The following is a 14,277-nucleotide window of genomic DNA, read 5'->3' on the forward strand; positions in this document are numbered from 1 at the left end:
TTTAGTCTGGTTTATTTTGTCAGGATCAGTTTTCCGGCATTGGTCTGGCGCAGCAGATAGTGCTGGCCGTCATGCTCGATAATCACCCGGCCTTCCTCGCCCAACAGGCTTTTGCTGTCGATGCGGCGATCGGTGGAAGCAGGGGATGGCGCTGTGTGTGTTTTTACTGGCGTTGCTGCGCTGTTATCGGTCGGTGACATAATGTTTATAAATAACAATCAATGTAACAATGATAATCATTATCAATAAACTGCATTTTCACAGCAAGCGTTTTTGTGAAAATTGTGTGACGGGATCAAATTTGTGCAATGAAACGCCCGGTGGCGGCTACGCCTTACCGGGCCTACAACGGCACGAACCGTAGGCCGGGTAAGGCGTAGCCGCCACCCGGCAAGGGTTTAAAATCGAGAATCAACCGCCGCAGCCAGCTTCTCCAGCAGCCGTTCGCTGTCTTCCCAGCTTAGGCAAGGGTCGGTAATCGACTGGCCGTACACCATGTGCTGTCCGGCCACGATCTTCTGGGTGCCTTCTTTGATAAAGCTCTCCGCCATAATCCCCGCAATGGCGGTCGAGCCGCTGCGGATCTGCTGGCAGACTTCATCGCAGACGTCCAGCTGGCGGCGGTGCTGTTTCTGGCAGTTGCCGTGGCTGAAATCCACCACCAGATGCTCCGGCAGGTCAAACTCCGCCAGTGTTTCGCAGGCGGCGGCAATATCTTCCGCGTGGTAGTTCGGCTTTTTACCGCCGCGCATAATGATGTGGCCGTAAGGGTTGCCGCTGGTCTGGTAGATGGTCATCTGGCCGTTTTTATCCGGAGAGAGGAACATATGGCTGGCGCGCGACGCGCGGATGGCATCGACGGCAATTCGGGTATTGCCGTCAGTTCCGTTTTTAAAGCCCACCGGGCAGGAGAGCGCCGATGCCATTTCACGGTGGATCTGGCTTTCGGTGGTGCGCGCGCCAATCGCGCCCCAGCTGATGAGGTCGGCAATAAACTGTCCGGTCACCATATCCAGGAATTCGGTGGCGGTCGGCACGCCCAGCTCGTTAACCTGTAGCAGCAGCTTGCGCGCCAGGGCAATACCGTGATTCACCCGGTAGCTGCCGTTCAGATCGGGATCGGAAATCAGCCCTTTCCAGCCCACCACGGTGCGCGGCTTTTCAAAGTAGGTACGCATCACGATCTCTAGCCGATCCTGATACGTTTCGCGCAGCGTCTGAAGGCGTTTTGCATAATCCATCGCCGCGTCCAGGTCGTGAATGGAGCAGGGGCCAATCACCACCAGAAGACGTTTGTCTTCACCATTGAGAATTTTTTCGATGCGACGACGGGAGGCCGTCACATGGTCCGCCACCTCGGGGGAAACGGGGTGCAGCTGTGCCAGTTCAGCCGGTGTGACCAGGCTATCAATGCGCGCAGTGCGAAGTTCGTCGGTTTTGTTCATGGAATGTCTCAGAAATTTTTTGCTTCATCGGCAGACTACCGGGAAGTGATGGGCATCACCTTAAACCAATCCCTGCTGATTTCAAGTTCGGGGCGCGTCGCCCCGAGGATGAGCGTAATAATAACTGAAACTGGATTAATGTACTAGCATATTAGTACATGCGGCGATTCAGCCCCATGATGTCGAGGATTTTGGTGGCAATTTCTTCTACCGAATAGTTGGTGCTGTTCAGCCAGGGGATCTGGTTTTTTCGGTACAGCGCTTCGACTTCGGCGACTTCCATTCGACACTGGCGCATCGAGGCGTAGCGGCTGTTCTCGCGACGTTCTTCGCGGATCGCCGCCAGACGTTCCGGGTTGATGGTCAGCCCAAACAGCTTATGCTGGAGCGGCTTGAGCGCGGCGGGCAGCACCAGGTTATCCATATCATCGGCAATAAAGGGGTAGTTGGCGGCGCGAATGCCAAACTGCATCGCCAGGTAAAGGCTGGTGGGAGTTTTACCGCAGCGCGACACGCCGAGCAAAATGACCTGCGCCTGGTCCAGATTGCGCAGCGAGATCCCGTCGTCGTGCGCCAGGGTATAGTCAATGGCGGCAATACGCGCATCGTATTTGGTCAGGTTGCCGGGGTTTAGTCCGTGGGTACGGTGGGCGATGGGCGTCGGGTCGAGCTTCAGCTCGCTTTGCAGCGGTGCGACCAGCGCCTGCACGATGTCCTGACAGAACCCTTCGCTTTGCAGAATGATGTTGCGGATCTCGGGGATCACGATGGAATAGAACACCAGCGGACGAACGCCGGTCTGCTGATAAATGGCGTCGATCTGGTCCTTGACCGCTTTGGCCCGGCTCTCGTTTTCCACGAACGGCAGCGTGATGCTGTTTATCGACACGGGAAACTGCGACATCACCGCGTGGCCCAGCACCTCGGCGGTGATCGCCGTCCCATCAGAAATATAAAAAACGTGGCGATCGACAGCATTATCCATTTTATTCACCCTGAATAGCGTACGTAATTGCCTGAAAGCATAAATTAAAAAAGTTAATTTCACAGCTAAGAACTTATCTGAATTTAAAATGAAATGGTGTTTTTGATTTTCCTGAAAACCGGATTTCATTTTCGGAATAGCGGCTTTATTTCTACGGTTTCTGGCGGAATCTATAGGAATCATCGGGTTAGCAAGCGTATGGAAAGTGTCCGAAAAGTTGAAAAATAAAATTGCTTACACGATTCACCGTTTTTTTAGCGGAAATAAATATGCCAGTATAAATACGTAGTCAGGTGTTTCTTACTCCGATCAAATATCACAAAAGGATTGTTTCGATGTCCAACAATGGCTCGTCACCGCTGGTGCTTTGGTATAACCAACTCGGCATGAATGATGTAGACAGAGTTGGGGGCAAAAATGCCTCCCTGGGTGAAATGATTACAAATCTGTCCGGTATGGGTGTCTCCGTACCAAACGGGTTTGCCACAACCGCCGATGCGTTTAACCTGTTTTTAGACCAGAGCGGTGTAAACCAGCGCATTTACGACCTGCTGGATAAAACGGATATTGATGACGTGACCGAGCTTGCCAAAGCCGGCGCGCAAATCCGCCAGTGGATTATCGACACACCTTTCCAGCCGGAACTGGAAAAAGCCATTCACGACGCGTACAACCAGCTCTCCGCTGACGACGCGCAGGCCTCCTTTGCCGTGCGCTCCTCCGCCACCGCAGAAGACATGCCGGACGCCTCTTTCGCTGGTCAGCAGGAAACGTTCCTGAACGTTCAGGGCTATGACGCGGTGCTGGTGGCGGTGAAGCACGTCTTCGCCTCCCTGTTCAACGACCGCGCCATTTCCTATCGCGTGCATCAGGGCTACGACCATCGCGGCGTCGCGCTTTCTGCTGGCGTGCAGCGCATGGTGCGATCCGACGTAGGATCGTCCGGCGTGATGTTCTCGATTGATACCGAATCCGGCTTCGACCAGGTGGTGTTTATCACCTCCGCGTGGGGCCTGGGTGAGATGGTGGTGCAGGGGGCAGTGAACCCTGACGAATTTTACGTTCACAAGCCAACGCTTGCGGCAAACCGCCCGGCGGTGGTGCGCCGTACCATGGGCTCGAAAAAAATCCGCATGATCTATGCCCCGACGCAAGAGCACGGCAAGCAGGTCACGATTGAAGATGTGCCGCAGGAGCAGCGCGACCGCTTCTCCCTGACCGATGCCGAGGTAGAAGAGCTGGCGAAGCAGGCGGTACAGATTGAAAAACACTATGGCCGCCCGATGGACATCGAGTGGGCGAAAGATGGCCACACCGGCAAGCTGTTTATCGTGCAGGCGCGTCCGGAAACCGTCCGTTCTCGCGGTCAGGTCATGGAGCGCTACACCCTGCATGCTCAGGGCAAAATTGTTGCGGAAGGCCGCGCGATTGGTCACCGCATCGGTGCCGGTCCGGTGAAGGTGATCCACGACATCAGCGAAATGAACCGCATTCAGCCCGGCGACGTGCTGGTGACCGACATGACCGACCCGGACTGGGAACCGATCATGAAGAAAGCGGCCGCCATCGTCACCAACCGCGGTGGACGCACCTGTCACGCGGCAATCATCGCCCGTGAGCTGGGGATCCCGGCGGTCGTCGGCTGCGGTGACGCGACCGAACGCATGAAGGACGACCAGAAAGTGACGGTCTCCTGCGCTGAAGGCGATACCGGGTACGTGTATGCCGATATCCTTGACTTCAGCGTGAAAAGCTCCAGCGTGGATACCATGCCGGACCTGCCGCTGAAGATCATGATGAACGTCGGTAACCCGGACCGCGCGTTTGACTTCGCCTGCCTGCCGAACGAAGGCGTGGGCCTGGCGCGTCTGGAATTCATCATCAACCGCATGATCGGCGTTCACCCGCGCGCGCTGCTGGAGTTCGACGACCAGGACGCGAAGCTGCAAAACGAAATCCGCGAGATGATGAAGGGTTACGACTCGCCGAGAGAGTTCTATGTTGGCCGCCTGACGGAAGGGATCGCCACGCTCGGCGCGGCCTTCTACCCGAAACGCGTGATCGTGCGCCTGTCGGACTTTAAGTCCAACGAATACGCCAACCTGGTGGGCGGCGAGCGCTACGAGCCGGAAGAAGAGAACCCGATGCTGGGCTTCCGCGGCGCAGGCCGCTACGTGTCTGAAAGCTTCCGCGACTGCTTCGCGCTGGAGTGCGAGGCGGTGAAACGCGTGCGCAACGACATGGGGCTGACCAACGTGGAGATCATGATCCCGTTCGTCCGTACCGTGGATCAGGCGAAAGCGGTGGTGGACGAGCTGGCGCGTCAGGGGCTGAAGCGCGGCGAGAACGGGCTGAAGATCATCATGATGTGTGAAATTCCGTCCAACGCCCTGCTGGCAGAGCAGTTCCTGGAGCACTTCGACGGCTTCTCCATCGGCTCGAACGACATGACGCAGCTGGCGCTTGGTCTCGACCGCGACTCCGGCGTCGTCTCTGAGCTGTTCGACGAGCGTAACGAGGCGGTGAAAGCGCTGCTCTCCATGGCCATTCGCGCGGCGAAGAAACAGGGTAAATACGTTGGCATTTGCGGTCAGGGTCCGTCTGACCACGAAGACTTTGCGGCCTGGCTGATGGACGAGGGGATTGATAGCCTCTCCCTGAACCCGGACACCGTGGTGCAAACCTGGCTGAGCCTGGCAGAGCTGAACAAGTAAAACCGACATAACCTGAAAAAGGCGAGGATATCTGTCCTCGCCTTTTTTATTTTCCTGCGAATATGCTCACCATCACAAATAAAGCAAAAAACCAAATATCATAATTTACCTGTTAATTTAGACAATTGTTAGCGGGCAAGGCGTTGCTAATACTTGAGCCTTACCGTGTGCATCCTTCGGGATGATGCGCGACTGGTTGAAATACGTTTTAACCTGATAAAAAGGCAAATAACAATGACAATCTCCTCTGTATTACGCACCAAAGATAAAATAGGTTATGGCCTGGGTGATATGGCCAGCGCGCTGGTCTGGCAAACGGCAACGTTATTTCTCGCTTATTTCTATACGGACGTATTCGGTTTGCCAGCGGCCATTATGGGCACCATGTTTTTAGTGGTGCGCGTGGTCGATGCGTTTGTCGACCCGTGCATTGGCGCGCTGGTGGATCGCACTCAGACGCGCCACGGTCGTTTTCGCCCCTGGCTGCTCTGGTTTGCCATTCCGTTTGGCGTGAGCTGCCTCATTACCTTCTACGTGCCGGATGCCGGGGCGACGGCAAAAATTGTCTATGCCTGCGTGACGTATGCCATCCTGAGCCTGATCTACTCCGCCATTAACGTGCCTTACTGCGCCATGCCCGGCGCGCTGACGCTCGACCCGCGCGAGCGCCACTCGCTGCAATCCTGGCGCTTTGGCCTGTCGTTTATCGGCGGGTTGATTGTGACGGTTATTGCGCTGCCGCTGGTCTCATTATTAGGTCAGGGTAATGTGCAGAAAGGCTATTTCTATGCCATGAGCCTGATGGGGCTGCTGGGGATTGTTTTATTCTTCTGCTGCTTCTTTATGACCCGGGAGCGCTACTCTCCGCGCAATGACACCTCCGGCTCGATGCTGACGGATTTAAAACTGCTGGCCGGCAACAGCCAGTGGCGAATTGTTTTTCTGTTTAATATTTTACTGTTAACCGCCGTCGTAACGCGCGGCTCTGCGACCATGTATTACGTTAACTATGTTCTGTTACGTCCCGATCTGGTCTTTGCCTTTATTGTTTCCGGCATGGTGGCATCCCTGAGCGGCGCATTATTATCAGAACGCCTGCTGGGGAAATTCGACCGCGTGCGTGCCTATCAGTGGACCATTATTTCCTTCGTTATTTTTGGCGCGCTGATTTTCTTCATTCCCCCTTCGCAGGTGTGGCTGATATTCGGTCTGAATATTGTATTTAGTTTTATTCAGAACCTGACCACGCCGCTGCAATGGACCATGTTCTCAGACGTGGTGGACTACGAAGAGCACCGCAGCGGCCGCCGCCTGGACGGTCTGGTCTTCTCTACCGCCCTGTTTGCCATCAAGTTTGGGCTGGCGCTGGGTGGGGCAGTGGTCGGTTGGGTGCTTGGCATGGTGGATTACGCTCCCGGACAGGCAAACCAGGCCCCTCACGTACTCGCAACGATCAACGCGCTGTTCACCCTGATCCCCTGCGCGCTGTTCCTGTGCATGGTGGCGCTCCTTGCCATCTACAAACTCAACAGCCGGCTGGTGGACGCCATCGCCCGGGAGCTGGCCAGCAAACGCGATATTCGAAACGATGCGGGGCAGCTTAGCCCGGCAGCGCAATCCGCACTACAGGAGTAAACCATGACTGCGATCTACAGGGACGCGGGACGTCCCGTACACGAGCGTGTCGCCGATCTACTGGCGCGTATGACCCCGGAAGAGAAATTTGCCCAGATGCACGCATACTGGCTGATCCTCGATGAAAACGGCAACCATCGCGAGCGCAGCGATCTGAGCGATAAGTTTGCCGGTGTAAGCGAACAGGTGTCCCTCAGCGAAAGGCTGAAGCTGGGCGTCGGGCAGATCACCCGTCCGCTCGGCACGCACATTGTCGATGCGAAGACCGGCGTGCGTGCCGCCAACCGCCTGCAACGCCTGATGATGGAGGAGACTCGGCTCGGCATTCCGGCGCTGTTCCATGAGGAGTGTCTGGTCGGCTTGCTGTGTAAAGACGCCACGCTCTTCCCGTCGTCGCTGAACTACGGTTCCACCTGGGACCCGGCGCTGGTGCAGCGCGCGGCGGAGCAGATTGGCAAAGAGGCCCGCTCAGTCGGGTGCCAGCAGGGGCTGGCCCCGGTGCTGGACGTCTCCCGCGACGTACGCTGGGGGCGTACGGAAGAGACCTTTGGCGAAGATCCGTGGCTGGTTGGGGTGATGGCCACGGCGTACGTGAAGGGATTGCAGGGTGACAAGCGCGATCTGCTGGCGACCCTGAAGCATTACGTGGGCCACTCGTTCAGCGAAGGGGCGCGCAACCATGCCCCGGTCCATCTCGGCTTCAGCGAGCTAAACGATACTTTCCTGCTGCCGTTTGAGATGGCGGTCAAGCTGGCCAACGCCGGTTCGGTAATGCCGGCCTATCACGACATCGATAATCAGCCGGGCCACAGCGACCATTTCCTGCTCACCACCGTTTTGCGCGAGCAGTGGGGCTTCGACGGCATTATCGTGGCGGACTACGGCGGCGTCAGCCTGCTGCACCAGCACCATGGAATTTCTCACGATCCAGCGGAATCGGCTGCGCTGGCGTTTAACGCCGGGCTGGATGTGGAATTGCCGAAGGATGACTGCGCGCGCCACCTGGCGGAAGCGGTAGAGCGTGGGCTCATCTCCATGGCGAAGGTGGATGAGATTGTGGCGCGCGTGCTGGGTGAAAAATTCCGCCTCGGGCTGTTTGAAAACCCGTACGTCGATGAAGACGGTATCGATTTGCAAAGCGAGGCGACCCGACAGGCGGCGCGCGAGGTGGCAACCACATCGATAACGCTGCTGGAAAATAACGGCATTTTGCCTCTGGGCGGCAAACCGCGTGTAGCGGTAGTCGGGCCGACGGCAGACGATCCGCTGGCGCTACTGAGCGGCTACAGCTTCCCGGTTCACCTGATCATCAGCGATATGGTTGAAGAGACCTCGCAGGTGACCACCCCGCGTGCCGCGCTGGAGCAGTACCTTGGCGCATCGCAGATACGTTACGCGAAAGGGTGTCACATTATTGAAAAACGGATGGCGGGCGCGCCGGTTTTCCCGGGCGACAGCGGCGGTAAGCCGATGCAGCAGTCGCCGGTGTCACAACGCATGGATCTGATCCCCGACGCCGTGAGCGCTGCACAAGCGAGTGACGTAGTGGTGGCCTGCGTTGGCGACCTTGCCGGGCTATTCCAGAGCGGCACCGTGGGGGAAGGCTCGGATACCGATTCGCTGGCGCTGCCGGGCGTGCAGCAGCAGCTGCTGGACGCGCTGGTGGCAACCGGCAAGCCGGTGATTGTCGTCATGACGGGCGGGCGTCCTTATAACCTTCAGGGGCTGGAAGAGAAGGTGGCCGCGCTGATAATGGCCTGGGCGCCCGGACAGGAAGGCGGTTGGGCAATTGCCGACGTGTTAACCGGCCGCGCCGAACCGCAGGGCAGGCTGGTGGTGAGCGTGCCGAAAAGCGCCGGAGCGATGCCGTACTACTACAATCACAAGTTGAAAAGCGGGGGCACGCCGTTTGCCTTCCATTTCGGCGCGCGTTACCCGTTTGGTTACGGGCTCGGCTGGACGCAATTTAGCTGGGGAGCGGCACGGCTGGCTGAAAGCCGCGTCCCGATCGCTGGAGAGGTGACATTACGTATCGATATCACCAACGCCGGCGAGCGCAGCGGCAGCGAAGTGGTGCAGGTCTACGTGCGCGATAAGGTCGCCACGCAGGTGCGTCCGCTTCAGGAGCTGAAAGCGTTCCAGCGCGTTACGCTTGCACCGGGAGAAACCGCCACGCTGACCTTTACTCTGCCGGTGGAGATGTTCAATTTCACCCGCCGGGACGGGAAGCGAATTGTCGAGCCAGGGGAGTTTGAGCTACAGGTTGGCGCTTCCTCGGCGGATATTCGCGAGGTTGTAACGGTGCAGGTGACCGGGGAGACGCGGGTGCTGGCGGGTGACTGGCAGATGCTCAGCCGCTGTAATATTACGCGAACGTAAAAAGGATAAAAAAAAGCCCATCGTGGGAGATGGGCAAAGACTACACACAGCAATTCGTTGTTTCACTCAGGGGATTTCCATGCTTATAAATCAAGGTGTTGATTTATAACCGTGTCTTAATAGTAGGCATGCCAGGATTTTGAGTCGATCGGATTCGTCTCAATAGTTAAAGGTAGGTAAAGATTTCTTGAAGAGAATGACGGTTTTAGGCTGGAAAAGGCGGGTCTGACCAGTGTGCAGAGAATAAATAGTTTAGCAACGTTTAAGTATTGCTGCAAAGAGTGTAGGCCGGGTAAGCGCTGGGGCTACCCGGCATAAAACCTTACTGCGCGTTCTTGTCTTCCAGCTCTTCTAGTTCCCTTAACATGACGTCCGGATCGGTTCCCGGCGGCGGCACTTCATGCACCCAGGCGGAGAAGAGACGCCAGGTTACCGCAAGCAGCACCGGACCGATGAACAGACCAATCATGCCGAAGGCAATCAACCCCCCGATCACCCCGGACAGGATCAGGATCAGCGGCAGGTCAGCGCCCATGCGAATGAGCAGCGGGCGAATCACGTTATCCATGGTGCCCACCACGCAGCTCCAGACCAGCAGCACCGTGCCCCAGGTCGTATCACCCGTCCAGTAAAGCCAGATAATGCAGGGGACCAGCACCAGCAACGGACCAAGCTGCGCCAGACAGGTCATCAGCATGACGACAGTGAAAATAGTGGCATAAGGGACGCCGGAGATCGCCAGTCCGATACCGCCAAGCACCGCCTGCACCAGCGCCGTCACCACCACGCCAAGCGCCACCGCGCGAACGGCCTGGGCTGCCAGCAGTACGGCCGCGTCGCCGCGTTTGCCTGCCAGCCGGGTGGCGAAATGACGTACGCCCAGTGCAACCTGCTCGCCGCGCCAGTAGAGCAGGGCGCTGAAGAGCAGCATCAGCGCACAGTGCATCATAAAGCGGCCAACGTGGGCGGCCTGACCCACAAACCAGGTGGTGGTCGTGCCGATGTACGGACGCACTTTCGCCATCAGCGCGCTGCCGCCCATCTCCAGCAGGCTATGCCAGCCGCTGTACAGTTTAGCGCCCACGACCGGAATGCTGTTCAGCCACGCGAGATCCGGCAGCGTCATGTCACCGCTGGTGACCGCGCGAATAACCGGGCCGCTGCTGTCCACCAGGCTATTCACCAGCAGTGCAATGGGAATAATAAACAGCAGGAACAGCAGCAGCGTCATCACCATTACGGCGAGGCCGCGACGACCAAACAGCAGTTTCTGCAAGCGTAAGAGTAAAGGCCAGGTGGCGACAACAACGGTAGCGGCCCAGGCAAAGCCGAGCACGAAAGGCCGAACAATCCACAGACACGCAATAATCATGAGGGCCAGGAACAGCACCGACAGTAAAATTTGCGCAACATCCCTGGGCTGGCGAAGGTTGACCATAAATAAAACTTTCCTTAAAAGAACGCCAGTCTGACTGGCGAGAACGTAAACCGCATCTCTTTAATCATTAATGATCTCAGCGATTTTTGACAGGCGAATTCTGCCTGTAATTCTGCTGAGCGTATAAGAAAAAAATGTGATAAAAAGTTGTGATACAACGCAAACGATTCCCACCACTCTCATTAGGGACGATAGTCATGATCCCACAGATTTCTCAGGCACCTGGCGTCGTTCAGCTGGTGCTTAATTTTTTGCAGGCACTGGAGCAACAGGGTTTTACAGGTGATACCGCCACCAATTATGCCGACAGGCTGACGATGGCAACCGATAACAGTATCTACCAGCTTCTTCCCGATGCCGTCGTTTTCCCGCGCTCTACCGCGGACGTGGCGCTTATCGCCCGCCTGGCATCGCAGGAGCGTTTCACCTCTCTCGTCTTTACCCCGCGCGGCGGCGGTACGGGCACCAACGGGCAGGCGCTGAATCAGGGCATCATCATTGATATGTCCCGCTATATGAACCGCATCATTGAGATCAACCCGGAAGAGGGGTGGGTGCGCGTGGAAGCGGGGGTGATCAAGGACCAGCTCAATCAGTTTTTAAAACCGTACGGCTATTTTTTTGCGCCGGAACTGTCCACCAGCAACCGCGCGACCCTTGGCGGGATGATCAACACCGATGCCTCCGGGCAGGGCTCGCTGGTCTACGGTAAAACCTCCGATCACGTGATGGGGGTGCGGGCGGTGCTGCTGGGGGGTGATATTCTCGACACCCAGCCGATGCCGATCGAACTGGCCGAAACGCTGGCAAAGGAGAGCACCACCAGCGGACGGATTTATCGCACCGTGCTGGAGCGCTGTCGCGAAAATCGCGAACTGATCCTCGACAAATTCCCGAAGCTAAACCGCTTCCTGACGGGTTACGATCTGCGACATGTCTTCAACGACGACATGAGCCAGTTCGATCTTACCCGCGTATTGACCGGGTCAGAAGGTACGCTGGCCTTTATCACCGAAGCGCGTCTGGATATCACCCCGCTGCCGAAGGTGCGCCGTCTGGTAAACGTCAAATACAACTCCTTTGACTCCGCGCTGCGTAATGCCCCGTTTATGGTGGAAGCGCGGGCGCTGTCGGTGGAAACCGTCGACTCTAAGGTGCTGAATCTGGCCCGGGAAGATATCGTCTGGCACTCGGTGAGCGAGTTGATTACCGACGTACCGGATAAAGAGATGCTCGGCCTGAACATCGTTGAGTTTGCCGGGGACGACGCAGAGCTCATTGAAAGCCAGATGAGCACACTCTGCCAGCGGCTGGACGAGCTGATTGCGCAGGGCGAGGGCGGCGTCATTGGCTGGCAGCTGTGTAACGATCTCGCCGGCATCGAGCGCATCTACGCGATGCGTAAAAAGGCGGTGGGGCTGCTCGGCAACGCGAAAGGGGCGGCGAAGCCGATTCCCTTTGCGGAAGATACCTGCGTGCCGCCGGAGCATCTGGCTGACTACATCGTTGAGTTTCGCGCGCTGCTCGACGGTCATGGCCTGAGCTATGGTATGTTCGGGCACGTTGACGCGGGCGTGCTGCACGTGCGCCCGGCGCTGGACATGTGCGATCCGCAGCAGGAGATCCTGATGAAGGAGATCTCCGACGAGGTTGTGGCCCTGACGGCCAAATACGGCGGTTTGCTGTGGGGCGAGCACGGCAAGGGGTTCCGCGCCGAGTACAGCCCGGCCTTTTTTGGCGAACAGCTCTACGCCGAGCTGCGTAAGGTGAAGGCCGCGTTCGATCCTGATAACCGCCTCAACCCGGGAAAAATCTGCCCGCCGGAGGGCGTTGATGCGCCGATGTTGCGGGTGGATGCCGTTAAGCGCGGCACCTATGATCGCCAAATTCCGATTGCGGTGCGCGCTTCCTGGCGCGGCGCGATGGAGTGTAACGGCAACGGGCTGTGCTTCAACTTTGATGTGAAAAGCCCGATGTGTCCGTCGATGAAAATTACCAGCAACCGCATCCACTCCCCGAAAGGACGCGCGACGCTGGTGCGAGAATGGCTGCGCCTGCTGGCCGATCGCGGCGTTGACCCGCTCAAGCTGGAGCAGGAGCTGCCGGAAAAACGCGCCAGCCTGCGCGGGCTTATCGAACGCACCCGCAACAGCTGGCATGCGAATAAAGGCGAATATGATTTCTCCCACGAGGTGAAGGAGGCGATGTCCGGCTGCCTGGCGTGCAAGGCATGTTCAACCCAGTGCCCGATTAAAATCGACGTGCCGGAGTTCCGTTCACGCTTCCTCCAGCTGTACCACACGCGTTATCTGCGCCCAATGCGCGACCATCTGGTGGCGACGGTCGAGAGCTACGCGCCGCTGATGGCCCGTGCGCCAAAAACCTTTAACTTCTTTATCAACCAGCCGCTGGTGCGCAAGCTTTCCGAAAAACATATCGGGATGGTCGATTTGCCGCTGCTCTCTGTTCCCTCGTTGCAGCGTCGGCTGGTGGGGCACCGCTCGGCGAATATGACCCTGGAACAGCTGGAGGCACTCTCGCCGGAGCAGAAAGCGAAGACGGTACTGGTGGTGCAGGATCCGTTTACCAGCTACTACGATGCGCAGGTGGTGGCGGATTTTGTGCGTCTGGCGGAGAAAATGGGTTATCAGCCGGTGGTGCTGCCGTTCTCACCGAACGGTAAAGCGCAGCATATTAAAGGCTTCCTGACCCGCTTTGCGAAAACCGCGCAGAAAACTTCAGACTTCCTGAACCGCGTGGCGCAGCTCGGCATGCCGATGGTTGGCGTCGATCCGGCGCTGGTGCTCTGCTATCGCGACGAATATAAGCAGACGCTCGGCGATACGCGCGGTGATTTTCAGGTCTTACTGGTCCACGAGTGGCTGCCTGCGGTGCTGAAGCAAACGGACGCTCAGGAGGCCAGCGGAGAATCCTGGTATCTGTTTGGGCACTGCACTGAAGTGACCGCGCTGCCGACGGCGCCCGCCCAGTGGGCGTCTATCTTCGCCCGCTTTGGTGCGAAGCTGGAAAGCGTCAACGTGGGCTGCTGCGGTATGGCTGGCACCTACGGTCATGAAGTCAAAAACCACGCCAATTCCCTCGGCATTTATGAGCTGTCGTGGCATCAGGCAATGCAGCGCCTGCCGCGCAACCGCTGTCTGGCAACGGGGTACTCCTGTCGCAGCCAGGTGAAGCGGGTGGAAGGTAACGGTGTGCGCCATCCATTGCAGGCTTTACTGGAGATTATGGGATGATCTGGAAACGTGCGGTCACGCTGGAGGCATTAAATGCCATGGGTGCAGGAAACATGGTCGGCTTACTGGATATCCAGTTCACGCGCATTGGCGACAACGAACTGGAGGCGACGATGCCGGTAGACAGCCGTACGCATCAGCCGTTTGGCCTGTTGCACGGCGGCGCGTCCGTCGTGCTGGCTGAAACGCTCGGCTCAGTCGCAGGCTACCTGTGCACGGAAGGGGAGCAGAAGGTGGTCGGGCTGGAGGTCAATGCCAATCACATCCGCGCCGTTCGCAGCGGGCGCGTGCGCGGCGTTTGCCGTGCGCTGCACGCCGGAGGCCGTCATCAGGTGTGGCAGATCGATATTCTGGACGAGCAGGATCGCCTGTGCTGTTCGTCCAGGCTGACGACGGCCGTTGTGTAAAGTTTCCAGATGTCTTGTTT

At 57.7% G+C, this 14,277-nt stretch carries 9 protein-coding genes and 1 other RNA gene; 5 read left to right on the top strand and 5 right to left on the bottom strand.

The window, feature by feature from the left end; all coding sequences use genetic code 11:
* Positions 1 to 11: 11 nt before the first annotated feature.
* From hemP to ppsR, 3 genes are all read right to left on the bottom strand, one after another.
* The gene (hemP, locus tag INF58_RS05340) at positions 12 to 200 is read right to left on the bottom strand and encodes a hemin uptake protein HemP (protein ID WP_063163262.1); all 189 of its coding nucleotides are present in this window, start codon (positions 198 to 200) and stop codon (positions 12 to 14) included.
* Positions 201 to 398: 198 nt separating this feature from the next.
* The gene (aroH, locus tag INF58_RS05345) at positions 399 to 1,445 is read right to left on the bottom strand and encodes a 3-deoxy-7-phosphoheptulonate synthase AroH (RefSeq protein ID WP_107535182.1); all 1,047 of its coding nucleotides are present in this window, start codon (positions 1,443 to 1,445) and stop codon (positions 399 to 401) included.
* A gap of 151 nt (positions 1,446 to 1,596) precedes the next feature.
* The gene (ppsR, locus tag INF58_RS05350; protein ID WP_063448964.1) at positions 1,597 to 2,430 is read right to left on the bottom strand and encodes a posphoenolpyruvate synthetase regulatory kinase/phosphorylase PpsR; all 834 of its coding nucleotides are present in this window, start codon (positions 2,428 to 2,430) and stop codon (positions 1,597 to 1,599) included.
* Between the two features lie 335 nt (positions 2,431 to 2,765).
* On the opposite strand from ppsR, the gene ppsA reads away from it, so the two are divergent.
* The 3 genes from ppsA to INF58_RS05365 all read left to right on the top strand — a co-directional run bounded on the left by ppsA (position 2,766) and on the right by INF58_RS05365 (position 9,158).
* Positions 2,766 to 5,144, top strand: coding sequence for a phosphoenolpyruvate synthase (gene ppsA / locus INF58_RS05355; RefSeq protein WP_017384643.1), 2,379 nt, complete (start codon positions 2,766 to 2,768; stop codon positions 5,142 to 5,144).
* A gap of 234 nt (positions 5,145 to 5,378) precedes the next feature.
* A complete protein-coding gene (locus INF58_RS05360) occupies positions 5,379 to 6,779 on the top strand; it encodes an MFS transporter (protein WP_112792895.1) in 1,401 nt (466 codons plus the stop codon).
* 3 nt (positions 6,780 to 6,782) lie between these two features.
* Positions 6,783 to 9,158, top strand: coding sequence for a glycoside hydrolase family 3 N-terminal domain-containing protein (locus INF58_RS05365; protein ID WP_193527173.1), 2,376 nt, complete (start codon positions 6,783 to 6,785; stop codon positions 9,156 to 9,158).
* A gap of 5 nt (positions 9,159 to 9,163) precedes the next feature.
* Here the strand turns inward: INF58_RS05365 and rprA are convergent.
* Together rprA and ydiK are read right to left on the bottom strand one after the other, a co-directional pair.
* An RNA gene (gene rprA, locus INF58_RS05370) (antisense sRNA RprA) lies at positions 9,164 to 9,271 on the bottom strand.
* 209 nt (positions 9,272 to 9,480) lie between these two features.
* Complete coding sequence (ydiK, locus tag INF58_RS05375) at positions 9,481 to 10,596, bottom strand: AI-2E family transporter YdiK (protein WP_063866486.1); 1,116 nt, start codon at positions 10,594 to 10,596, stop codon at positions 9,481 to 9,483.
* 197 nt (positions 10,597 to 10,793) lie between these two features.
* Between ydiK and INF58_RS05380 the strand changes: the two genes are divergently transcribed.
* Both INF58_RS05380 and menI read left to right on the top strand, forming a co-directional pair.
* Entirely contained in the window at positions 10,794 to 13,850 is a 3,057-nt protein-coding gene (locus INF58_RS05380) for an FAD-binding and (Fe-S)-binding domain-containing protein (protein WP_193527174.1), read from the top strand.
* On the top strand, positions 13,847 to 14,257 hold the full coding sequence (gene menI / locus INF58_RS05385; RefSeq protein ID WP_131636812.1) for a 1,4-dihydroxy-2-naphthoyl-CoA hydrolase: 411 nt from the start codon (positions 13,847 to 13,849) through the stop codon (positions 14,255 to 14,257). The genes INF58_RS05380 and menI overlap by 4 nt, the downstream gene beginning before the upstream one ends.
* Positions 14,258 to 14,277: the final 20 nt, after the last annotated feature.

This window comes from Enterobacter cloacae complex sp. P24RS, from assembly GCF_014982165.1.
GTDB lineage: Bacteria > Pseudomonadota > Gammaproteobacteria > Enterobacterales > Enterobacteriaceae > Enterobacter > Enterobacter quasihormaechei.

Coding starts and splice junctions, on each gene's coding strand:
- hemP (WP_063163262.1), bottom strand. CDS start 200: ATGTCACCGACCGATAACAGCGCAGCAACGCCAGTAAAAACACACACA.
- aroH (WP_107535182.1), bottom strand. CDS start 1,445: ATGAACAAAACCGACGAACTTCGCACTGCGCGCATTGATAGCCTGGTC.
- ppsR (WP_063448964.1), bottom strand. CDS start 2,430: ATGGATAATGCTGTCGATCGCCACGTTTTTTATATTTCTGATGGGACG.
- ppsA (WP_017384643.1), top strand. CDS start 2,766: ATGTCCAACAATGGCTCGTCACCGCTGGTGCTTTGGTATAACCAACTC.
- INF58_RS05360 (WP_112792895.1), top strand. CDS start 5,379: ATGACAATCTCCTCTGTATTACGCACCAAAGATAAAATAGGTTATGGC.
- INF58_RS05365 (WP_193527173.1), top strand. CDS start 6,783: ATGACTGCGATCTACAGGGACGCGGGACGTCCCGTACACGAGCGTGTC.
- ydiK (WP_063866486.1), bottom strand. CDS start 10,596: ATGGTCAACCTTCGCCAGCCCAGGGATGTTGCGCAAATTTTACTGTCG.
- INF58_RS05380 (WP_193527174.1), top strand. CDS start 10,794: ATGATCCCACAGATTTCTCAGGCACCTGGCGTCGTTCAGCTGGTGCTT.
- menI (WP_131636812.1), top strand. CDS start 13,847: ATGATCTGGAAACGTGCGGTCACGCTGGAGGCATTAAATGCCATGGGT.